The organism is Leucobacter sp. Ag1 (assembly GCF_000980875.1).
Taxonomy (GTDB): Bacteria; Actinomycetota; Actinomycetes; order Actinomycetales; family Microbacteriaceae; genus Leucobacter; species Leucobacter iarius.
In genome coordinates this window covers 81,736-103,407 of the sequence record NZ_LAYO01000108.1, presented here as the reverse complement: position 1 = coordinate 103,407, position 21,672 = coordinate 81,736, and the positions used below count along the sequence as shown (strand labels likewise).

Genomic DNA, 21,672 nt, shown 5'->3' with positions numbered 1-21,672 from the left:
GGCATACCATAAGAGTGCACCGGGTGTCCGAGGCCGAGCTCGTCCCGCGGACGCGCCGAGCCGCGTGCGGCCACCCGATCGGACGACACAGGAAAGGAATCCGATGAGCAGGCACATCACTATCCGGAAGAACACCTACCTCGACTCGGTCTCGCTCATGTCGATGAGCACCAAGGCGAACGCCGTCGACGGCGTGACGCAGGCGCTTCTCGGCATGGCGACCCCCATGAACAAGGAGGTGCTCGCGAACCTCGGCGTCGAGGATCCGGCGATCACCGAGGCGAAGCCGAGCGATCTCATGATCGTCGTCGATGCGGCCGACGAGCTCATGGAGGCCGCGATCGCCGCGGTCGACGACATCCTCTCGCGCAAGAACCAGGGTGCGGGCGAGACCACGGCGATCCGATACCGCACGCTCGACCGCGCCTTCGAGGAGGTCCCGGACACCAACTTCGTGATCATCTCGGTGAACGGCGCCTTCGCCGCCCGCGAGGCGCGCAAGGCGCTGACCGCCGGCAAGCACGTCATGATCTTCTCGGACAACGTCCCCGTCGAGGACGAGCTCGATCTCAAGCGCTTCGCGCACGAGAAGGGCCTCATCGTCATGGGCCCCGACTGCGGCACCGCCATCATCAACGGCACCGGCCTCGCCTTCGCGAACGCCGTGCGCCGCGGCTCGGTCGGCGTCGTCGGCGCATCGGGCACCGGCAGCCAGGAGGTCTCGGTCCGGATCCACGACTTCGGCGGCGGCGTCTCGCAGCTGATCGGCACCGGCGGCCGCGACCTCTCGACCGACATCGGCGGCATCTCGATGATCGACGGCATCCGCGCCCTCGACGCAGACCCCGAGACCCGGGTCATCGTCGTCGTCTCGAAGCCGCCGGCCGAGGCCGTCGCCGAGAAGGTGCTCGCCGTCGCCGGCAAGGCATCGAAGCCCGTCTTCGTCACCTTCCTCGGTTCGGATCGCACCGAGTCCGGCTACGACAACGTCACCATGGTGCAGGGCACGAAATCGCTCGCCATCGCAGCGGTCGTCGCCTCGGGCATCGACGAGTCGACGCTCGACACGCACCCGCTCAACCTCCCGCTGATCGAAGAGGTGCGCGCAAAGCTCGCGCCGGAGCAGCGCTACATCCGCGGCCTGTTCTGCGGCGGCACCCTCTGCGACGAGTCGATGTTCGCCGCGATCGAGAAGTTCGACAACGTGTACTCGAACATTCAGAAGGATCCCGAGAAGGTCCTCGGCGCGACCGACGAGTCGAAGGAGCACACCTTCCTCGACATGGGCGACGACGACTTCACCAACGGCCGCCCGCACCCCATGATCGATCCCTCGCTGCGCATCGCGCGCATCGTTGAAGAGGCCAAGGATCCCGAGGTCGGCGTGATCGCCATGGACTTCGTGCTCGGCTTCGGCTCGCACGAGGATCCGGTCGGCGTGACCATCGACGCCATCACCGAGGCGAAGTCGATCGCGGCCGCTCGCGGCCAGCACCTCGAGATCCTCGGCTACGTGCTCGGCACCGACCTCGACACCCCCGCGATCGCGGACCAGGTGGCGAAGCTCGAAGCCGCCGGCGTCACGATCGCCTCCTCCTCCACCAACCTGGGCCTGCTGGCCCGCGAGTTCGTCGCCTAATTCACGGCAAGCAAGGAGCACTCGGATGAGCATCAACGATCTGTTCGCAAGCACCCTCAAGCCGGTGAACCTCGGCCTCGACATGTTCGCCGAGGACCTGGCGACGCAGGGCGTCGACACCGTCCTCATGGACTGGACCCCGCCGGGCGGCGGCGACCCCGAGGTCATCTCGGCGCTCGGCCGCCTCGAACGTCCCGAGATCGCCGAGAAGATCGACGCGGCCAACCAGGTCGCGCTCGAGCGGATCCTGTCGTCACAACCGTTCCTCGAGGGCTTCGGCCAGGCGATCGACACCGTCCCGGGCATGACCAGGAAGACGATCCTTCACGCCGGTCCCCCGATCGAGTTCACCCGCATGTCCGGCCCGATGCAGGGCGCCGTCACCGGCGCGCTCGTGTTCGAAGGCCTCGCGAAGGACGTCGACGAGGCGTTCGAGCTCGCGGCATCGGGCGAGATCGACTTCTCCCCGTGCCACGAGCACCAGTCGGTCGGCTCGATGGCCGGCGTGACGAGCGCGAGCATGTGGGTGCACCGGGTCGTGAACCGCACCCACGGCAATACCGCCTACACCAACCTCTCCGAGCAGCTCTCGAAGATCCTCCGCTTCGGCGCGAACGACCAGTCGGTCATCGATCGCCTGAACTGGATGCGCGACGTGTTCGGCCCGGTGCTCGCGGGCGCCATGGAGCTGAACACCGACGGGATCGACCTGCGCCTCATGCTGTCGCAGGCGCTGCACATGGGCGACGAGGCGCACAACCGCAACGTGGCCGGAACCACCCTGCTGATCCAGGCGCTGGCCCCGTACATCCTCGAGTCGGACTTCACCACGAAGGAGAAGCGCGAGGTCTTCGACTTCGTCGCCTCGTCCGACTACTTCTCCGGCCCGACCTGGATGGTCGCCGCGAAGGCGTCGATGGACGCCGCGAACGGCATCGAGAACTCGACCGTGGTCACCACGATGGCCCGCAACGGCGTCGACTTCGGCATCCGCGTCTCGGGCACGGGCGGCCAGTGGTTCACCGGACCGGCGCAGCAGGTCGTGGGACCGATGTTCGCGGGCTACACCCCGGCGGACTCCGGCCTCGACATGGGCGACTCGGCGATCACCGAGACCTTCGGCATCGGCGGCTTCGCCATGGCTGCGGCCCCGGCGATCGTCGCGCTCGTCGGCGGCACCGTGGACGAGGCCATGGGCTACTCGCGCACCATGAACACGATCACCACGGGCAACAACCCGAACATCACGATCCCGGCGCTCGACTTCATGGGCGTCCCCTCGGGCATCGACGTGCGCAAGGTCATGGAGACCGGCATCCTGCCGATCATCAACACCGCGATCGCGCACAAGGATCCGGGCGTCGGCATGATCGGCGCGGGTATCACCCACCCGCCGGTCGAGGCCTTCCAGCAGGCGCTCGTGGCGCTCGCGAACCGGATCGCCTGACCCCTCCGCACACGCATCACCCAGAGAAAGACCCGTAATGTCCGCAGTCCACACCGACGTCGACGCTCCCGCTCCCCGCACGCTGAAGCGGCAGCTCGGCCTCCCCGCGCTCATCGCCTACGGCCTGACCTCGATGGGCGTGCTGTCCGTCGTCTCCGTCTACGGCCCGGGCACGAAGATCAGCGACGGGCACCTCCCCGCCGCCTACGTGCTCGCGGTCGTCATCATGCTCTTCACCGCCCACAGCTACGGCCGCATGGCGGTGCACGTCCCCATCACCGGAGGCGCCTACGCCTACACGACCCGCGGATTCGGCCAGGTCACCGGCTTCCTCACCGGCTGGGTCATGCTGCTCGACTACCTGTTCCTGCCGATGGTGAACTTCCTGCTGTTCGGGCTCTACTTCAACAGCCTCTTCACCGGGATCTCGCCCTGGGTGGGCACGCTCATCTGCCTCGTCATCGTCGCGGTGTTCAGCGTCATCGGCGTCGGCTGGATCAAGCGCATGAACTCGGTGATCGTCGTGCTCTCGATCCTCGTCATCATCGCGTTCCTCGCGCTCGCCGTCATCAACGCGCCGCACCTCAGCCTGGCGGCAGTGACGACGCCGCTGTCGATCGGCGAGGGCGGTCTCGGCCCGATCTTCGCGGCAGGCGCGATCGTCGCGTTCGCCTTCCTCGGTTTCGACGGCGTCTCCACCCTCGCCGAGGAGACGAAGAACCCGCGCCGCAACATCCCGCGCGGCATCATCCTCTCGACCCTGTTCGCGGGCCTCGGCTACATCGCGTTCACCGTCGCGGGCAGCCTCATCGTGCCCGACTGGACCACACTCACGAACCTCGACGCCGCGGGCACGGAGCTCATGCAGCGGGCCGGCGGCGACGCGCTCATGGTCGTCTTCGTCATCGTGAACGTCACCGGCATCGTGCTCTGCGGCACCGCCGCGCAGATGAGCGTCAGCCGCGTGATCTTCGCGATGGGCCGCGACGGGATCCTGCCCCCGGCGCTCGCGCGCCTGCACCCGAGGTTCCGGACGCCGGTCATCGCCTCGGGCATCGTGTCGGTCGTGGCGCTCGTCGCGCTGTTCATCACCCTCGACCAAGCCGTCTACATGATCAACTTCGGCGCGCTCATCGCATTCGCGATGGTCAATCTCGCGACGATCAAGGTGCTGTTCTTCGACCTCAAGCTGCGCAGCGGCTGGGGGTTCGTGCGGCACCTCATCATGCCGGCGATCGGCTTCGTCTCCATCGCCTGGCTGTGGACCTCGCTCGCCTGGTTCACCTACGTGCTCGGCGGCGCCTGGCTCGCGATCGGTGTCGTCGTCTACGTCGCCCGGCGCAAGAAGGCCGGCGGCCCGCTGGCGCTCCAGCTCGACGGCGCCGAGACCGAGCAGATGCCGGTCCTCCAGTACCAGGACTGAGCCGACGGGAGCGCGGGCACCCGCGCTCCCGTCGGCGTCCTCGTCCCCGGGGAGTTCCGCTCCCCCGCATGGTGAGCTCCCCGGCGAGTGGCGGCACACCGCTCGAATACGCGCGCATTCGAGCGGTGTGCCGCCACTCGCCGAAATACGTGGGCGCCCCAGACCGACGGGTCTCGCGATCAGGCCCCGGCGTCGACCTGAGCGGGCGCCCGCGGGAACACCGGCGGGAAGAGCTCCGCCTCGCTCGATCCTCCGGGCCCCGCGAGCGCGTCGCGCTCGGGGTAGGCGGCGCGCAGCTTCTCGAAGATGCGCTGCCCCTCGGTGCGCAGCGCGTCGAGGTCGATGCCGGGGATCGCGCCGTCGCGCATCACCACGCGTCCCGCGACCATGCTGAAGCACGCGTCGCGCCCGGTGCCCGCGAGCACGAGCGTGCGCACGGGATCGTCGATCGCGCCCATGCGCGGATCCGCGAGCGAGAACGCCACGAGGTCGGCCGCCGCCCCGGGCTCGATGCGGCCCAGATCGGGGCGATGCAGCGCGCGGGCGCCGCCGAGCGTCGCCGCCTCCACGTACTCGGCCAGCATGCCGCGCCCGAGGTCGTCGTGCTGCGACTTCGCGAGCTGCACGCCCGCGTCGATCGCGCGCACGAGGTCGGGCGGGAACGAGTCGGTGCCGAGCCCGATGTTCACCCCGGCGTCGAGGTACTGCGACAGCCGTTCGAGCCAGAACGCGTAGCGCGCGTTGGTGAGCGGGCAGTGCGCGATCGAGACGCCGGCCTCGGCCAACCGTGCGAGGTCGCCGCGATCCTCGCCGTGCACGTCGGGGTGCACATCGAGGTAGACGCCGTGCGCGAGGATCAGCCGCTCGTTCAGGAGCCCGCTGCGATCGAGCAGGTCGAGCGGCGAGGTGCCGCGCTCGCGCTCGAGCACGCCGATCTCGGAGTCGAGCCCCTGGGTGGCGTGCGCCCGCACGAGCGCGCCGCGCTCGGCCGAGACGCGACCCGTCTCGGCGAGGATCGCGTCGCTCACCGTCTCGATGCGGCAGGGCACGAGCACGCCCGTGACGAGCGGATCGTCGAGCGCGTCGACCGTGTCGAGGAACCGCACGGCACCCGCGAAGGCGGCCTCGCCCTTCGCCTCGTCCCAGTGGATCCCGGCGGAGCCGTCGGCGCGCGTGACGTGCACGCCCGAGCGGTACGACGGGCCGAGGAAGGTGCGGATCCCGAGCTCGCTCGCCGTGCGGGCGGTGTCGAGCAGGTCGTCGTGGGTCTCGGCCCAGGCACCGTGGATCTCGGTCGAGATCGGCATCGCCGCGGTGATCCCGTGCAGCAGGAGCTGCGCGAGCCCGTAGCGGCGGAGCGTGCTGCGCTCCTCGGGGTCGAGCACTTCGCGGGGCGCCCGCGCGTAGGCCTCCGACCACTCGAGGCGCGCCTCGTGCCCGGGGCTCCACCACGAGTCGAGCAGCAGGTGATCGATGTCGACGAGTCCCTCGAGATCGATGAGGCCCGGCATGAGCAGACTCTCGCCGAGATCGATCGTCTCGTCGGCCAACGCCTCGAGCGCGGCACCGTCGGCGCCGTGCGCGACGGCCGTGATCCGGTCGCCGCGCACGTGCACCACGGCGTCGCGCAGCCCGACGAACCCGGGGCCGCCCGCGCGGCGCTCGTCGAAGGCGATGACGAACGCCGCGCGGACCGCGGTGGTGCGGGCCGCGGTCACGACGCGAGCTGCTCTCGGCGCACGGGCTTCCACCCGGGCCCGGGGACCGCGGCGCGGAGCGCGCGCGTGTACGGATGGGTGGGGTTCGCGAGCAGTTCGGCGGTGTCGCCGCCGTCGACGATCCGGCCGTTCTCCATCACGATCATGCGATCCGAGATCTGGTTCACCACGGCGAGGTCGTGTGAGATGAACAGGTAGCTCACCTTCCGCTCGGCCTTGATGTCGGAGAGCAGGTTGAGGATCTGCGCCTGGATCGACACGTCGAGGGCGGCGACCGCCTCGTCGAGCACGATCACCTTCGGGTCGGCGGCGAGCGCGCGGGCGATGGCGACGCGCTGCCGCTGCCCGCCCGAGAGCTCCCGCGGGTAGCGGTCGAAGAAGCGCTGCGGGAGCCCCACCGAGTCGAGGATCTGCTGCGCGCGCGCCCTCAGACCCGCGGACGATCCGGAGTGCAGCTTCAGGTTCGACATGATGACGTCGCCGATCCGCTGCCTCCCGTTGAGCGAGGAGTACGGGTCCTGGAACACGTACTGCACCTCGCGGGCGCGGGCGCGGCGATCCCTCAGGCTGCGCGGCGCGGCCGTGCGGTCCTGTCCGAGCACCGAGACGGTCCCCGAGGTGACGGTCTCGAGGCCGACGATCATGCGGGCGACCGTGGTCTTGCCGGAGCCGGACTCGCCGACGATGGCGAGGCACTCGTCGGCGCGGAGCTCGAACGAGACCCCGTCGACCGCGACGACGTCCTCGCCCTTCGTGCCCCGGGGCGCCGGGAACACCTTGCGCAGATCGGAGACGCGGATCAGCGTCTCGGCGGATGCAGCTTCGACGCTCATGCCTGCGCCCTCGCCTTCAGCTCCTCGTGGATCTCCAGGTTGTACTCGAGCACCGGGAGCCGGTCGAGCCGCTCGTCGATGCTCGGGCGGGCACCCATGAGCTCCTTCGTGTAGGGGTGGGTGGGCGCGTCGTAGACGTGCGCGCCCTGCTCGACGATCTCGCCCGCGTACATGACCGCGAGGCGGTCGCAGCAGGCGTTCGCGAGCTCGAGGTCGTGCGTGATGAACAGCAGGGAGAGGCCGCGCGCGCGGCGCTGCTCCTCGATGATCGCCATCACGTCGGACTGCGCCGTGACGTCGAGCGCCGTGGTGGGCTCGTCGGCGAGGATCAGCTGCGGCTCGGCGAGCAGCACGCTCGCGATCATGACGCGCTGCAGCAGGCCGCCCGAGAGCTCGTGCGGGTACTGCTTCAGGCGGCGCTCCGCGTGCCGCACGCCGACCTCGTCGAGCAGCTGCACGGCCCGGCGCTCGGCGTCCTCCCGGCTCACGCCGCGCTCGCGCACGAGCGCCTCGGTGAGGAAGTCGCCGACGGTGTGCACGGGGTTCACGTGGGCGCGGGGATCCTGGAAGATGATCCCGACGTCGGTGCCGCGGAACCGGCGCAGCCGCTCCCGGTTCATGCCGAGCACCGACTCGCCGCCGAAGCGGATGTCGCCCTCGGTGCGGAAGCCCTTGGCGAGCATCCGCATGATCGCGCGGGTGGTGAGCGACTTGCCCGATCCCGACTCGCCGACCAGGCCGATCGCCTCGCCGCGGTCGAGCGTGAAGCTGACGCCGTTCAGCAGGTCGAGCCTGCGGTACTTCGTGACGAGGCTCGCGCGGAGGTCCTCGACCTCGAGCAGTGGCTGGCTCATCGGATGCTCCTTGCGTTCGAGGTGAGGCGGTCGCCGATCACGGTGATGCTCCACACGATGAGCACGATCGCGAGGCCCGCGGTGATCGCTTCGCCGGCCTGGCCGCGCAGCATCGAGTCGAAGCCGCTCTTCACCATCAGGCCGAGGTCGGCGGTCGGCGGCTGCACGCCGAGGCCCAGGAACGAGACCGCGGCGAGGTCGACGACGGCGAAGCCGAGGGACGACACCGCCTGGGCGGTCACGATGGGCTGCACGTTCGGCAGGATCTGGCGGAGGCTGATCCCGAAGCCCGACTGGCCCTGCAGCCAGGCGGCCTGCACGTACGGCATGTTCCGCTCGCGCAGCGCCGCGCCGCGCACCACGCGGGCGACGTAGGGGATGTAACCGATGGAGAGGCCGACCACGACAGTCATCAGGTTCGGACCGAAGATCGCGACCGCGATCAGGCCGAACACGATGCCGGGAACGGCGAACAGCACGTCGAGGACCCAGGAGATCACGGTGTCGACGATCCCGCGGTTCCACGCGGCGAGCAGGGCGAGCACCACGCCGACCACGGTCGCGATCAGGATCACGAGCGCGGGGCCGAGCAGGGTGATCCGCGCGCCCCACATGAGCCGCGACAGCAGGTCGCGGCCGAGGGCGTCGGCGCCGAGCAGGTGCTGGGCGCTGGGGCCGCTGAGGGCCGACAGCAGGTCGGGGAAGTCGGGATCGTAGGGCGCGATCCACGGTGCGAGCGCGGCCGCGAGGACGAACACGATGAGCACGATGCTCGCCGCGATCCCGAGCGGGCCGAGCTTGCGCAGGAGGAGCGTGAACGCGCCGGGATCCTGGTTCCGCGCCTTCGCGAGCGCGATCTGGGTGGTACGAGGCGCTGCGTTGGCGTTCATTGCTTGCTCCCGAGCTGGATGCGCGGATCGATGAGGGTGTACAGGAAGTCCACGATCGCGTTGATCACGACGAAGGCGACCACGAGCACGAGGACGACGGCCTGCACGACGGCGAAGTCGCGCTGCAGGATCGCGCGGACCAGCAACGAGCCGAGGCCGTCGAGCGCGAACACGCTCTCGACGACGACTGCGCCGGCGATGAGCGTCGCGACGGTGAGCCCCATGACCGTGGTGATGGGGATCAGCGCGTTGCGCAGCACGTGGCGGCGGATGATGAGCGGCGAGCGCAGGCCGCGCGCGACGGCGGTCTGCACGTGCTCGCGGCCCTCCTCCTCGAGCACCGACGCTCGCGTGATGCGGGCGAGATAGGCGGCGCTCGCGACCGCGAGCGCGATCGCCGGGAGCGTGAGGTGCCAGATCGAGTCGAAGCCGCCGCCGCCGCTGCCGTTCGTCGGGAACCAGCCGGTTCCCACCGCGAAGAGGCTGATCAGCGCGACGCCGATCACGAAGGTCGGGGTCGCGAGACCGAGCGTCGACAGGGTCGTGATGACGGTGTCGAGCCAGCCGCCCTTGAGCGAGGCGATGAGCCCGAGGCCGATGCCGACGATCGCGATGATGACCGTGGCGAAGGCGATGAGCGCGACGGTGGTGCCGACGCGGCCTGCGATCAGATCGCCGACCGGCTGCCGGTACACGATCGAGTCGCCGAGGTTGCCCTGGAACAGGTCGCCGAGCCAGGCGAAGTAGCGCACGATGAACGGATCGTTCAGGTGGTACTGCGCGGTGACCGCGGCGATCTGCTCCGGGGTCCCGCCCCGGGGCCCAAGCACGAAGCTCAGCGGGCTCCCGGGGGCGAGGTACATCAGTCCGAAGACGATGAAGGAGGTGACGAACAGGACGAGGAGGAGGCCCCCCGCCCGTCGCAGGAGGAATGCGGGGACGGACATCGGGGTCTACTTCACCCCGCCGATGGTCGCGGCCCAGGGGTACGAGAGGTAGGCCGAGGACGCGGTGGCGCCGGAGACCTTGCCGTTCTGCACGAGGATCACGGGCAGGTCGTTCAGCGGCATCCAGGGGACGTCGCGGGTGATCTTCTCCTGCGCGGCGATCGTGTGCTCGGCGCGCTTCGCCGGGTCGGCCGTCTTGCGGGCCGCGATGATGTCGTCGCCGGCCGCGTTGTAGTCGGAGAAGTTGTGGCTGCCGCCGGGCGTGAACGAGGTGTAGACGTCGAGCGGGTCGGTCATGTTGCCGTAGTAGGTCGTGAAGAAGCCGTCGATGCCGACGCGCGACTTCTCGTCGAAGTACAGGTTGCCGAACTGCTCGACCGGGATCACCTTGGTCTTGATCTTCAGGCCGATGGCCTGACCGGCCGCCTGGATCAGGTTCGCGGTCTGCTCGTGCACGGCCGACGAGCCCTGCACGCCGAGCGTGATCTCGCCCGAGACGTCGCCGGCCTTCGCGAGCAGCTCCTTGGCCTTCGCGATGTCGGGCTTGGTGTCGAACTTCGCGTACGCGTCCTGGAACAGCTTCTCCTGCGGGCCCGTGCCGAAGTAGGCGGGGCCGGCGAGGGTCTTCGCGGGCACCGCGGCGCCCTGGAACACGACGTCGGCGATCGCCTGGCGGTCGATCGCGGCCAGCAGCGCCTGGCGCACCTCGGGCTTCGCGAACGGCCCGGTCTTGGCGAGGCCGCGCAGGTTCCAGAAGATGTACGACTTGCCGAAGGTGATCTTCGCGGCGCTGTCGGTGATCTGGCTGAGGCCGGCCGGCGGCAGGTAGAAGTACTGGCCGTCGACGTCGCCCGAGCGCAGCGCGTTGATCGCGGTCGACTCGTCGGTGATGAAGCCGAAGTCGAGCTTCGAGACCTTGGGGATCAGGTTCTTGTCCCAGTAGGCGTCGTTCTTCTCGAGGTGGATCGCCTTGCCCGGATCCCAGCTCGCGAGCTTGAACGGGCCGGAGCACATGAGCCCGCCCTGCGGCGTGCCGAACTTCTCGCCGGCCTTCTCGGCCGCGGCCTTCGACACGATGGCGCCGGCGGCGCTCGCCATGGCCTTCTCGAACAGGGCGTCGGGCTCCTTGAGGTGCACGGTCACCTGGTTCGCACCCGTCTTGTCGACCGACTGCACGCTCGTGAAGTAGTCGCCCCAGTAGGTCTTCGACGTCGGACCGACCTGGCGCCCGAGCGAGTACACGACGTCGTCGGCGGTGACGGGGGTGCCGTCCCAAAACTTCGCATCGGCGCGCAGCGTGTAGACGACGGTGGTGTCGTTCGGGTTCTCGACCTTCTCGGCGAGCGCGTTCTCGTAGCCGAGATCCGGGGTGAGCCGGGTGAGCCCCTCGCAGAGGTTGGCGTCGACCGTGTTCTCGGCGTAGTTGAACGTCAGCATCGGGTCGAGAGACATGGGCTCGTACGGCAGGTTCCACTTGAGGGTGTCGACCGGCTTCGATCCGGGTTCGGTGGTGCTGACGAGCTTGGAGCGGTCGACGCTGAACGCGGTCGATTTCTTGCCGCCGTCGCCGCCGCTCTGGGTGCCGCCGCCGGCGCAGGCCGACAGGGTGAGCGCGGCGACAGCAGCGGCGCCGAGCAGCGCGTAGGAACGCTTGGACATGGTTCTCCTTGAGGAAAGTGGATTCGGTGCGGAGGAGGTTCGGTTACTTGGCGCTGCCGATGGTGGCGGCCCAGGGGTACGACAGGTAGGCGATCGAGGGCACCGCGCCCGTGATCTTGTCGTTCTGCACGAGGATCGTCGGCAGATAGGTGAGCGGCGTCCAGGGCAGGTCCTTCGTGACCTTCGCCTGGATCTCGACGGTGGTCTTCGCGCGCTCGGCGGGATCGAGGGTGGATCGGGCCTGCTGGACGAGGTCGTTCACCCCGGTGTAGTTGCCGAAGTTGTTGGCACCGCCCGTGGTGAAGACCTGGTAGACGTCGAGGGGGTCGGTGACGTTGCCGTACCAGGTGGTGAAGAACGCGTCGAGGCCCGCGCGCGCTTTCGGGTCGTAGTAGAGGTTGCCGTACTGCTCGACCGGGATCACCTTGGTCTTGATCTTCAGGCCGATGGCCTGACCCGCCGCCTGGATCAGGTTCGCGGTCTGCTCATGCACCGCCGACGAGCCCTGGATCGCGATGGTGATCTCTTTGCTCGTGTCGACGCCCGTGAGCAGCTGCTTCGCCGCCCCGGGGTCCGGCTTCGTCCCGAACTTCGTGAACGCGGGCTCGAACAGGGACTTCTGGTCGCCCCAGTAGTCGGGACCGGCCAGGGTCGGCGCGGGGATCGCGGCCTTCTGGAACACGACGTCGGAGATCGCCTGACGGTCGATCGAGTCGAGCAGCGCCTGGCGCACCTTCGGATCGGCGAAGGGACCCGAATCGGACGCCCCGGCGAGCGTGAAGAAGACGAACGACTTGCCGTAGGTGGTCTGCACCGTCTTGCTGGCGGTCAGCTGCTGCATGCCGGTCGGCGGCAGGTAGAAGAACTGGCCGTCGACGTCGCCCGAGCGGAGCGCGTTGATGGCCGTCGTCTCGTCGGCGATGAAGCTGAAGCTGACCTTGCCGACCTTCGGCGTCAGCTTCGTGTCCCAGTACGCGTCGTTCTTGACGATGTCGATGCCCTTGCCGGCGTTCCAGCGGTCGAGCTTGAACGCGCCGGTGCACATGATCCCGCCCTGGGGCGTGCCGAACTTCTCGCCGGCCTTCGTCGCGTACGCCTTCGAGACGATCGCGCCCGCGGCGGTCGCCATGCCCTGCGCGAAGAGCGCATCGGGCTTCGAGAGGTGCACCGTGACCTGGTTCGCGCCCGTCTGCTCGACCGACTTCACGCTCGTGAAGTATTCGGAGTAGTAGGAATCGGCGTTGTGGGCGCCGCTCTGGCGATCGATCGAGAAGACCACGTCGGCCGGGGTGAGCGGGCTGCCGTCCCAGAACTTCACGCCGTCGCGCAGCGTGTAGACGACGGTGGTGTCGTTCGGGGTGTCGACCTTCTCGGCGAGCCCCGGGCCGGTCGTGAGGTCGGGGTTCAGCCGCTGGAGGCTGTCGCAGAGGTTCGCGTCGACCGTGTTCTCGGCGTAGTTGAAGGTCTTCATCGGGTCGAGCGACAGCGGCTCGTACGGCAGGTTCCAGGTGATCGCGTCGATCGGGCCCTTGGCCGCCGCGGTCTCGGTGGCGAGCTTGTTCAGATCGACGCCGAGGCCGGTCTTCGCGCCGGCCGCCCCGCCGCCGCCCGCGCAGGCGGACAGGGCGAGGGCGGCGACGGCGATACCGGCGACCGTCAGGGCGCGCGCCGAGGATCGGCGGACGCGCTGGGTGCGGGTGGTGTGCATGCGAGAAACTCCTTTGTTCCTGAGCTGGGGTCGGCGGGGATCAGCCGGCCGGTCGGACGTCGCGACCGTCGCGGAGCACCCGCGTCGGCGCCGGGCGGTCGGTGACGAGCTGGGCGATGTTCTCGGCGTCGAATTCGAGGCCCGAACCCGATTCCGGGCCGGCCCAGTTCGCGATGTCGTCGATGCCGAGCATCTCGCCGCCCGCGGTCGAGGCGATGCGGAAGGCCCGCTCCAGTTCGGCGTCGGTGATCGCGCCCGTGCGGTACGCGAGCAGGTGCGCGCGGTCGACCATGCTGCCGGTGCCGAAGGGGCTCCACGAGTCGCGCACGCCGTCCGAGCCCGCGACGAGGCGCACGCCGTGCTGCTCGAAGCGGTCGATGTCGGGCACGGGATCGGGGCCGAGCGCGCACGTGGCGATCCAGATGCCCGCGTCGGCGACGATGTCGAGCGTCTCGTCGAGGCTCGGCAGCGATCCGTCGCAGAGCGCGAAGGCGTGCCCGATGGTCACGCGACCCTGGCGTCCGCCCGCGACGGTGCGCCGGGCGATCTCTCGGATCTGGGCGAGCCCGTCCTCGCCGCCGTCGTGCAGGTGGATGTCGATGTCTCGGCCCGCGCGATCCGCGAGCCCGAAGACCGCGTCGAGGTGGCCGTGCAGGTCGCCCTCGAGCCCGCCGGGATCGATGCCGCCGACGAGGTCGGCCCCGCTGTCGAGCGCGGCCGCCATGACCTCGAGGGTGCCCGGGTTCGTGAGCAGGCCGAACTGCGGGAACGCGACGATCTGCACGTCGAGTCCGGGCAGCCGCTCGGCCGCGGCGCGCACGCCCTCGACGTTCGCGGTGCCGAGCTCGCTCGACACGTCGACGTGCGCGCGCATCGCGAGGGTGCCGTTCGTCAGCGCGTTCGAGAGCAGAGCGAAGGCGCGTTCCTCGACGCTCCGCGTGTAGGCGAACTGGGTCGCGCGGTCGTTGTCGATGAGGTCGACGAGCGTCGTCGCCGGGCGGCGCGACATCCACGGTCCGCCCCACGCGCTCTTGTCGGGGTGGATATGCGCATCGACGAGGCCGGGGGTGCGCAGCGGGCTGCCGGGGGTCGCGGGATTCAAGATCGCTCCTTCGAGATTCTCGTTCCGATCGCTGGACGGGAGGGTGGACCCGTCAAGTCATCTGACATATGATAACCATACCTCTTGGCAGATACGCAAGGATGTAGACGTGCAACAGATTCAGCGCCGCTCCCTCGTCGACACCGTCGTCGACCAACTCCGCGCCTCCATCACCGACGGCACCTGGCCGATCGGCACCCGCATCCCCTCCGAAGCCGAACTCACCGCGGTGCTCGGCGTCAGCAGACCCTCCGTCCGCGAAGGCGTCCGCTCGCTCGTGCAGCTCGGCCTGCTCGAGGCCCGGCAGGGCGACGGCACCTACGTCATCGCCGACGACGAGGCCCAGGTCGCCCTGCGCCGCGCGCTCCACACCGCCGACAGCCGCGAGGTGATCCGCGTGCGCCGTGCGCTCGACGCGCTCGCCGCGCGCGAGGCCGCCGCATCGCGCACGCCCGAGCAGCTCGATGCGCTCGCCGCGCACCTCTCGGCACGCCGCACCGCGATCGAGCGCGCCGACACCGCCGGATTCACCGAGCACGACGTCGCCTACCACCTCGCCATCGCCGAGGCCTCGGGCAACCAGCTGCTCTCCAGCATCTACGCGAGCTTCGACGCATCCCTGCGCGAGTCCGTGGCCGACGCCTCGTGCCTCTCGCACGGCGACGACCCCGACCGCGCCGACATGCACGAGGCGCTGTACCGGGCGATCGCCGGTCAGGATCCCGAGGCCGCCCAGACCGCGGCCCTCGGCGTGCTCGATCAGCAGGAGCGCCTGCTCGACGAACGCCCGTGACGGGCTCCCCCCGGAACGCCTTCGCCGCCGGCACCCTCGTCCTCGCAGTCGGGCTCAGCGTCCGCTTCCCCATCACGTCGGTCTCGCCGCTGCTCGCCGAGATCGGCCGCGCCTACCACCTGCCCGCATCGGGTCTCGCCGTGCTGAGCGCGATCCCGGTGCTCCTGTTCGGCCTCGCCTCGCCGCTCGCCCCCTGGCTCGTCTCGCGGCTCGGCCTCGAACGCGCGCTCACGGTGCTGCTCGCCGCGCTGGCCCTCGCGACGCTGCTGCGCCCCGTCGCCGCACCGGGCCTCTTCCTCGGCACCGTGGTGGTCGGCGCCGCGATCGCACTGCTCGGCATCCTCGCCCCGCAGATCATCCGCCGCTCACTGCCGCACCGCGGCGGCTTCTGGACCGGCATCTACACGACCTCGTTCGGGCTGAGCGCCGCCGCCGGCGCCGCGCTCTCGGTGCCCGTGCTGCACCTGCTCGACGACCGGGTCGGGCCGGCGCTCGCCGCCTGGGGCGTGCCGCTCCTCATCGCCACCGGGCTCGCCCTCGCGTTCGGATCGCGTCTGCGCGCGGGACGCAGCGCCGAACCGCGCCAGCGGCAGCGCTTCCGCTCGGTGCTGCGCGCCCGCGGTATCTGGTCCGTCACCGGCTTCTTCGGCGCGCAGGCCCTCATCTACTTCTCGCTCACCGCGTGGCTGCCCACCATCGCCGCCGATCGCGGCATGCCGCCCGCGAACGCCGGCCTGCTGCTCGCCTGGATGAGCGTCGCGGGTCTGCCCGCGTCGCTCATCGCCCCGACCCTCGCGTCGCGACGCCGCCTGCGCGTCCCGATCGTCGCTACGATCTCGATCCTGTCGGCCGCGGGCCTCGCCGGGCTCGCGTTCGCCCCGCTCGCCCTCGCGCCGCTCATGGTCGCCGTGCTCGGGATCGCGCAGAGCGCCGCGTTCGGCTTCGGGATCGCGCTCATCGTCTTCACCGCGCCGAGCGCGGCCGCCACCGCCACCTTCTCGGCGCTGAGCCAGGGCATCGGCTACGCGGTCGCCGCGACCGGGCCGCTCCTGCTCGGCCTGCTCTCCCAGTCGGGATTCACGTGGGCGGCGATCCTCAGCATCCTGCTCGTCGCGGCCGTCGCCGAGGCCGCGTTCGGCGTCGTCGCGGCGCGCGCGTCGGATCCCGCGACCGCGACCGGGCCGCTCGCTACAGCCAGTCCTTCTTCTTGAAGATCACGTAGAGCGAGCCCGCGAAGGCCAGCATGAGGCCGATCGCCGCCGGATAGCCGAAGGCCCAGTGCAGCTCGGGCATCAGGTCGAAGTTCATGCCGTAGATGCCCGTGACGAGCGACGGCGCGAAGATGATGGCGGCCCAGCTCGAGATCTTCTTCGCCTGGTCGCTCTGCCGCACCGAGGCCTCGGTCATGAGCGCCATCTGCTCGTTCTGCTCCCGGCCGACGAGGCCGAGGTGCACGCTCAGCGCGTCGCGCAGCATGTAGCGGAACCCGTCGGCGAACTCCACGATCCGGATCAGGTGGTCCTCGACGTCGCGCAGGTGGCGGCGCAGCTCCACGTCCCACGCGGCGACGCTCGCGGGAGCGGGCGACAGCGGGATCCCCGCCGAGCGGCGCTCCTCGCGCGCCCGCAGGTCGCGCACGAGGCCGAGCAGCGGTGCCGTCGCCCGCTGGAACGCGATCACCTCGCCCGAGAGCTCGTAGATGCGTCGCGCGAGCGCGACGCTCGTGCCCGAGCCGTTGAACAGCTCGTCCTCGATCTCGTCGATGTCCTTCTGCAGGCCCTGCACGACCGGCTCGTAGTCGTCGACCACCCGGTCGAGGATCGCGTAGGCCGCCGCCCCGGGACCGAGCGAGAGCAGCTCGGGCTCGTCCTCCATGCGCCGGCGCACCTCGCCGAGCGACGGGTTCTCGGCCAGGCGGATCGTGAGCACGAAGTTCTCGCCCACGAACATGTGCAGCTCGCCGAACTCGACCTCCTCGACCGCGTCGAGGTAGCGGGCCGGGCGCAGCACGAGGAAGAGCACGTCGCCGTAGAACTCCGCCTTCGGCCGCTGCTTGCCCGTGGCGACGTCCTCGACCGCGAGGGCGTGCAGCCCGAACGTCTCGGCGACGAGCGCCAGCTCCTCGGGCGTCGGGCGCAGCAACCCCACCCAGGCGAACGCGCCGGGCAGCAGACTCGCGTGGGCGTGCGCCTCGGGGATGGACTCGACCCCGTCGAGCCGCCGGCCCTCCCGGTAGACGCCGACATCGACGATCGCCATGTCTCCTCCTTCGCGCGTGCACGCTCGCGTGCGGTCCTCGCAGCGACCCTGCCGCCGCGTGGGCGAGCGTACCGCACGCGCGTGACGCGCGGGATCCGGGCGGGTGCGCGGGATCCGACGGGATGCGCGCCGCGCGCGGCCGCGGCTAGGCTGACCGGAGCGAGGAGGCGACATGAGCGACATCAGCGGACAGCCGTCGGGCAGCCACAGCGAGGTCCAGTTCGAGAACGAACGGTTCCGCGTCACGAAGTGGACCATCGACCCGGGCGGGCACATCCCCATGCACCGGCACGACTTCGACTACGTCGTCGTCCCCCTGCTCCCGGGCCGGGTGCGCATCGACTTCGCCGACGGCAGCTCGACCGAGGCCGAGCAGGTGCCGGGCGGAAGCTACGCCCGCGAGGCCGGCGCCGAGCACCGGCTCACCAACCTCAGCAGCACCTCCCCCGTCCTCTTCGTCGAAACGGAGCGACTCTCGTGACCGAGCGCAGCGCAGCCACCGTCCGCTTCCTCACCCCGCAGGACCGCGAGGCGTGGGAGGAGCTCTACCGCGGCTACCGCGACTTCTACGCGAAGCCGCACGACCCGGCGGTGTTCGACACCGTCTGGTCCTGGCTGATGGACGATGCGCACGAGACCCGCGCGCTCCTCGCCGAGTCCGAGGGCCGCCCGGTCGCGCTCGCGCACTTCCGCCGCTTCGCACGCCCCATCGACGGCGCGTACGCGCTCTACCTCGACGACCTGTTCACCTCGCCCGATGCGCGCGGAACGGGTGCGGGCACGGCGCTGCTGCACCGCCTCGCCGAGATCGCCCGCGACGAGGACGCCGTGCTGGTGCGCTGGATCACGGCCGCGGACAACGAGACCGCGCGCCGCGTCTACGACCGCGAGGCGACGCAGACGCCCTGGGTCACCTACGATCTGAAGCCGGCTCGCGCCTAGGCCTCCTCGGCTTCCTCGTGGTGCGGGTGGCCCGACTCCTCGTGCGTGGCGGGCCCCTCCGAGGTCGCTCCGCCCTCGTCCGCCCAGTCGCGTCCCGGATCCACGTTGTGCGCGGGATCCGACTCGAGGTCGCGTCCCAGGTCCGTGCGTTCGACGCCGCTCATGGTGTCCTCCCTCCGGATCCCGCCTCGGCGGGACTCCTTCCGACTGCCTCCCAGCGTACGCCGCGCGGCTGCGCGGCAACAGGGCGTGCGCCGTCCCGACCCCGTCGGGGCACCTCATCTGTACTAGCATTCGGGGGAACCCGCCCACCCAGACGGAAGGAGATCCCGTGAAGCGGATCCTGACCTACGGCACGTTCGACCTGCTGCACTGGGGACACATCCGTCTGCTGCGTCGCGCGCGATCGCTCGGCGACTACCTCGTCGTGGCCGCGTCCACCGAGGAGTTCAACGCGGGCAAGGGCAAGAAGACCTACCACGACTTCGAGACGCGCAAGAACATGCTCGAGGCCGTGCGCTACGTCGATCTCGTGATCCCCGAGCAGGCGTGGGATCAGAAGATCCGCGACGTGCAGAAGTACGAGATCGACACCGTGGTGATGGGCGGCGACTGGGAGGGCGACCCCCGCTTCGAGATCCTGCGCGACTACTGCGAGGTCGTCTACCTCGACCGCACCGAGGGCGTCTCGACCACCAAGATCAAGAACGACCTCGGCGAGGGCGCGTAGCGTTCCGGCGCCCGGCGCTCAGTGCGTCGAGAATCCGCCGTCGACGGCGATCGACTGGCCCGTGATGTAGGCCGACGCGGCTGAGGCGAGCAGCACGGCCGCCCCGCCGAAGTCCTCGGGTTCGCCGTTGCGGCCGACGAGCGTGCGCGCGGCGAGCGCCGCGACCGTGTCGGGGTCGGCGCTGAGGCGCCGGTTCAGCGGGGTCTGCACGAAGCCGGGCACGAGTGCGTTCGCGGTCACGCCGCGCGACGACCAGGCTTCGGCCTGGGAGCGGGCGAGCGCTTCGATCGCCGCTTTCGAGACGCCGTAGGCGCCGCTGTTCGCGAAGGGGCGCTGGGCCTGCTGCGAGCTGATGTGGATCACCCGGCCGTAGCCGCGCTCGGCCATGCCGGGGATGAGGCGCTGCCCGAGCACGAACGCCGCGTCGAGGTTGACCGCCATGGTGGCGTCCCATTCGGCTTCGGTGAGGTCGCCGAACGGCGGACGCAGGTTGATCCCGGCGCTGTTCACGAGGATGTCGATGTCGCCCGCGGCGTCCGCGAGCGCGTGTGCGCCGGCGCGGCTGCCGAGGTCGGCGGGGATCCCATCGGCGCTGCCGCCGCCATCGCGGATCCCGGCGACGGTCTCGGCGATCGCGGCCTCGGTGCGGGCCGCGATCCGCACGTGGGCGCCGGCGCCGGCGAGCGCCCGGGCGATGGCCTTCCCGATGCCGGAGCTGCCGCCGGTGACGAGGGCGGTGCGCCCGCCGAGTCCGAACAGGCTGTCGAGGGTCGGGAGCTCGCTCATGGCCTCACCCTATCGACCCTCAGCGGTGGATCGAGCAAGGCGCTGAACACACGGAAGCGCCCGTCGGTGCCGGAATTGCGTGGGCCTGCATCAGGGTTGGCGTGTCGAGCGAAGCGAAGACACGCCGGGGTCCCCTGCTCTGCAGGCCCACGCAATTCCGGCACCGACGGGCGCGAACGAGTTCTACAGCACCTTCGAGAGGAACGCCTTGGTGCGCTCCCGCTGCGGGTTGGTGAGCACTTCGACGGGGTCGCCGGATTCGACGACCACGCCGCCGTCCATGAACACGAGCGTGTCGGCGACTTCGCGGGCGAAGCCCATCTCGTGCGTCACGACGACCATGGTCATGCCGCTCTCGGCGAGGCCCTTCATCACGTCGAGCACTTCGCCGACGAGTTCGGGGTCGAGCGCCGAGGTGGGCTCGTCGAACAGCATGAGCTTGGGCTCCATGGCGAGGGCTCGTGCGATGGCGACGCGCTGCTGCTGACCGCCCGACAGGTGCGCCGGGTAGTAGTCGTAGCGTTCGGCGAGGCCGACGCGGGCGAGCAGTTCCATGGCCCGCGCCTTGAGCTGCGCCTTGTTGCCCTTCTTGAGCAGGGTGGGCGCGATCATGACGTTCTCGAGGGCGGTCATGTGCGGGAACAGGTTGAAGCGCTGGAACACCATGCCGATGTCGCGGCGCTGCTTCGCTGCTTCCTTGGGGTGCATCTCGTACAGCTTGTCGCTGTCCTGCCGGTAGCCGACGAGTTCGCCGTCGACGGAGAGGCGGCCGGAGTTGACCGTCTCGAGGTGGTTGATGCAGCGCAGGAAGGTGGATTTGCCGGAGCCGGACGGGCCGACGAGGCAGAGCACTTCGCCCTTCTGCACTTCGAGGGAGATGGACTTGAGCACGAGGTTGGAGCCGTACGCCTTCGAGACGCCTTCGGCCTTCACCATGGGCACGGTGCTGGTCTGAGCGGTCATCGTTCGCCTCCCTTCGCATCGGTCTCGTTCCTGATCGCCGCGAGCTTCGCTTCCTCGGCGGTGATGACGCCGACGGCCGCGGTTTCGACGGTCGGCTTCATGACGTCGGGGCGCTGCCCGACGCCGCGGGCGAAGTGCCGCTCGAGGTAGTACTGGCCGACCATGAGGATCGAGGTGACCGCGAGGTACCAGATCGACGCGACGATCAGCATGGGGATCGGCTTGTAGGTGACGGCCGAGATGTCGCGCGTGCGGGTGTACAGCTCGAGCGAGAACGGCACGGCGACGACGAGCGAGGTGGTCTTCAGCATGGAGATCACTTCGTTGCCGGTCGGCGGGATGATCACGCGCATGGCCTGCGGCAGGACGACGCGGGTCATGGTGTGCCACCAGCCGAGGCCGAGCGCGGTCGCGGCCTCGTCCTGGCCCTTGTCGACCGAGAGCAGGCCGGCGCGCACGATCTCGGCCATGTAGGCCGACTCGTTGAGCGCGAGGCCGATCACGGCGAGGGCGAAGGCGGGCAGCAGGTCCTGCACGTTGAGCGAGAAGCTGCCGATCGTGATCTGCTGGTAGATGGTCCCGACGAGACCCCAGAACACGAGCTGCACATACACCGGGGTGCCGCGGAACAGCCAGAGGTAGACCCACGCGACCGCCTTGACCACGGGGTTGGGCGAGAGCCGCATGACGGCGAGCAGCACGCCCAGCACGATCGCGATGATCATCGAGTACACGGTGAGCAGCAGCGTGTACCCGACGGCCTGGATCACGCGGACGTCGAAGACGTACTTCGCGACCTCGGGCCAGTTGTAGCCCTTGGGGCCGCCGCGCGTGGTGAACGCGTCGAACAGGAACAGTCCGACGATGATCACCAGCACGGCGGCGAGGATGATCCGCCCGGGGTGCTTGAGCCGGATGGCCTCGATGGGCTCCGAGTCGTAGAACGGCCGTTTGTCGGCCTCGGCGCGGTCGGTCACGC

General features: G+C 69.9%; 21 protein-coding genes. 8 read left to right on the top strand and 13 right to left on the bottom strand.

Annotated features, from left to right (window positions below; genetic code table 11):
- Positions 1-103 precede the first annotated feature (103 nt).
- Genes fdrA through XM48_RS14165 form a run of 3 tightly spaced genes read left to right on the top strand, consistent with a single transcriptional unit; the run spans position 104 to position 4,509 of the window.
- On the top strand, positions 104-1,639 hold the full coding sequence (gene fdrA, locus XM48_RS14175; protein WP_046456472.1) for an acyl-CoA synthetase FdrA: 1,536 nt from the start codon (positions 104-106) through the stop codon (positions 1,637-1,639).
- Between the two features lie 25 nt (positions 1,640-1,664).
- Positions 1,665-3,086 carry a DUF1116 domain-containing protein gene (locus XM48_RS14170; RefSeq protein ID WP_046456471.1) on the top strand — a complete coding sequence of 474 codons (1,422 nt, stop codon included), beginning with the start codon at positions 1,665-1,667 and terminating at the stop codon, positions 3,084-3,086.
- Between the two features lie 37 nt (positions 3,087-3,123).
- Complete coding sequence (locus XM48_RS14165) at positions 3,124-4,509, top strand: APC family permease (RefSeq protein ID WP_046456470.1); 1,386 nt, start codon at positions 3,124-3,126, stop codon at positions 4,507-4,509.
- 179 nt (positions 4,510-4,688) lie between these two features.
- On the opposite strand, the gene XM48_RS14160 is transcribed toward XM48_RS14165, so the two are convergent.
- Genes XM48_RS14160 through XM48_RS14125 form a run of 8 tightly spaced genes read right to left on the bottom strand, consistent with a single transcriptional unit; the run spans position 4,689 to position 14,220 of the window.
- Positions 4,689-6,227, bottom strand: coding sequence for a chlorohydrolase family protein (locus tag XM48_RS14160; RefSeq protein WP_046456469.1), 1,539 nt, complete (start codon positions 6,225-6,227; stop codon positions 4,689-4,691).
- On the bottom strand, positions 6,224-7,060 hold the full coding sequence (locus XM48_RS14155) for an ATP-binding cassette domain-containing protein (RefSeq protein ID WP_052961537.1): 837 nt from the start codon (positions 7,058-7,060) through the stop codon (positions 6,224-6,226). Before XM48_RS14155 ends, XM48_RS14160 begins: the two co-directional genes overlap by 4 nt.
- Positions 7,057-7,914 (bottom strand): ABC transporter ATP-binding protein, encoded by an 858-nt coding sequence (locus XM48_RS14150; RefSeq protein ID WP_084821196.1) that lies wholly within the window; start codon positions 7,912-7,914, stop codon positions 7,057-7,059. Before XM48_RS14150 ends, XM48_RS14155 begins: the two co-directional genes overlap by 4 nt.
- On the bottom strand, positions 7,911-8,804 hold the full coding sequence (locus XM48_RS14145) for an ABC transporter permease (RefSeq protein ID WP_084821195.1): 894 nt from the start codon (positions 8,802-8,804) through the stop codon (positions 7,911-7,913). The genes XM48_RS14150 and XM48_RS14145 overlap by 4 nt, the downstream gene beginning before the upstream one ends.
- Positions 8,801-9,751, bottom strand: a complete 951-nt coding sequence (locus XM48_RS14140; RefSeq protein ID WP_046456468.1) for an ABC transporter permease — start codon at positions 9,749-9,751, stop codon at positions 8,801-8,803. Before XM48_RS14140 ends, XM48_RS14145 begins: the two co-directional genes overlap by 4 nt.
- 6 nt (positions 9,752-9,757) lie before the next feature.
- Positions 9,758-11,410: an ABC transporter substrate-binding protein gene (locus XM48_RS14135; RefSeq protein WP_046456467.1), complete on the bottom strand. Its 1,653-nt coding sequence runs from the start codon at positions 11,408-11,410 to the stop codon at positions 9,758-9,760.
- A 43-nt stretch (positions 11,411-11,453) separates the two neighbouring features.
- The gene (locus XM48_RS14130) at positions 11,454-13,118 is read right to left on the bottom strand and encodes an ABC transporter substrate-binding protein (RefSeq protein ID WP_046456466.1); all 1,665 of its coding nucleotides are present in this window, start codon (positions 13,116-13,118) and stop codon (positions 11,454-11,456) included.
- A 40-nt stretch (positions 13,119-13,158) separates the two neighbouring features.
- Positions 13,159-14,220 (bottom strand): amidohydrolase family protein, encoded by a 1,062-nt coding sequence (locus XM48_RS14125; RefSeq protein ID WP_231580894.1) that lies wholly within the window; start codon positions 14,218-14,220, stop codon positions 13,159-13,161.
- A 109-nt stretch (positions 14,221-14,329) separates the two neighbouring features.
- Between XM48_RS14125 and XM48_RS14120 the strand changes: the two genes are divergently transcribed.
- Together XM48_RS14120 and XM48_RS14115 are read left to right on the top strand one after the other, a co-directional pair.
- The gene (locus XM48_RS14120; RefSeq protein WP_046456464.1) at positions 14,330-15,013 is read left to right on the top strand and encodes a FadR/GntR family transcriptional regulator; all 684 of its coding nucleotides are present in this window, start codon (positions 14,330-14,332) and stop codon (positions 15,011-15,013) included.
- Positions 15,010-16,224 (top strand): MFS transporter, encoded by a 1,215-nt coding sequence (locus XM48_RS14115; protein WP_046456463.1) that lies wholly within the window; start codon positions 15,010-15,012, stop codon positions 16,222-16,224. The genes XM48_RS14120 and XM48_RS14115 overlap by 4 nt, the downstream gene beginning before the upstream one ends.
- On the opposite strand, the gene XM48_RS14110 is transcribed toward XM48_RS14115, so the two are convergent.
- Positions 16,202-17,272: a magnesium and cobalt transport protein CorA gene (locus tag XM48_RS14110; RefSeq protein WP_046456462.1), complete on the bottom strand. Its 1,071-nt coding sequence runs from the start codon at positions 17,270-17,272 to the stop codon at positions 16,202-16,204. The two genes, XM48_RS14115 and XM48_RS14110, sit on opposite strands and share 23 nt — an antisense overlap.
- Positions 17,273-17,444: 172 nt before the next feature.
- On the opposite strand from XM48_RS14110, the gene XM48_RS14105 reads away from it, so the two are divergent.
- Together XM48_RS14105 and XM48_RS14100 are read left to right on the top strand one after the other, a co-directional pair.
- A complete protein-coding gene (locus XM48_RS14105; RefSeq protein WP_046456461.1) occupies positions 17,445-17,753 on the top strand; it encodes a cupin in 309 nt (102 codons plus the stop codon).
- On the top strand, positions 17,750-18,214 hold the full coding sequence (locus XM48_RS14100) for a GNAT family N-acetyltransferase (protein WP_046456460.1): 465 nt from the start codon (positions 17,750-17,752) through the stop codon (positions 18,212-18,214). The genes XM48_RS14105 and XM48_RS14100 overlap by 4 nt, the downstream gene beginning before the upstream one ends.
- Here the strand turns inward: XM48_RS14100 and XM48_RS18025 are convergent.
- A complete protein-coding gene (locus tag XM48_RS18025) occupies positions 18,211-18,378 on the bottom strand; it encodes a hypothetical protein (protein WP_156175078.1) in 168 nt (55 codons plus the stop codon). The two genes, XM48_RS14100 and XM48_RS18025, sit on opposite strands and share 4 nt — an antisense overlap.
- A gap of 167 nt (positions 18,379-18,545) precedes the next feature.
- Here XM48_RS18025 and tagD point away from each other — a divergent pair, with 167 nt between their 5' ends.
- Positions 18,546-18,944 (top strand): glycerol-3-phosphate cytidylyltransferase, encoded by a 399-nt coding sequence (gene tagD / locus XM48_RS14095; protein ID WP_046456459.1) that lies wholly within the window; start codon positions 18,546-18,548, stop codon positions 18,942-18,944.
- Between the two features lie 18 nt (positions 18,945-18,962).
- Here tagD and XM48_RS14090 read toward each other — a convergent pair whose 3' ends face one another.
- From XM48_RS14090 to XM48_RS14080, 3 genes are all read right to left on the bottom strand, one after another.
- Positions 18,963-19,730 carry an SDR family NAD(P)-dependent oxidoreductase gene (locus XM48_RS14090; RefSeq protein ID WP_046456458.1) on the bottom strand — a complete coding sequence of 256 codons (768 nt, stop codon included), beginning with the start codon at positions 19,728-19,730 and terminating at the stop codon, positions 18,963-18,965.
- Between the two features lie 183 nt (positions 19,731-19,913).
- Positions 19,914-20,666: an amino acid ABC transporter ATP-binding protein gene (locus tag XM48_RS14085; RefSeq protein WP_197074221.1), complete on the bottom strand. Its 753-nt coding sequence runs from the start codon at positions 20,664-20,666 to the stop codon at positions 19,914-19,916.
- Between the two features lie 23 nt (positions 20,667-20,689).
- Positions 20,690-21,670, bottom strand: a complete 981-nt coding sequence (locus tag XM48_RS14080; RefSeq protein ID WP_046456456.1) for an amino acid ABC transporter permease — start codon at positions 21,668-21,670, stop codon at positions 20,690-20,692.
- Between the last annotated feature and the right edge of the window lie 2 nt (positions 21,671-21,672).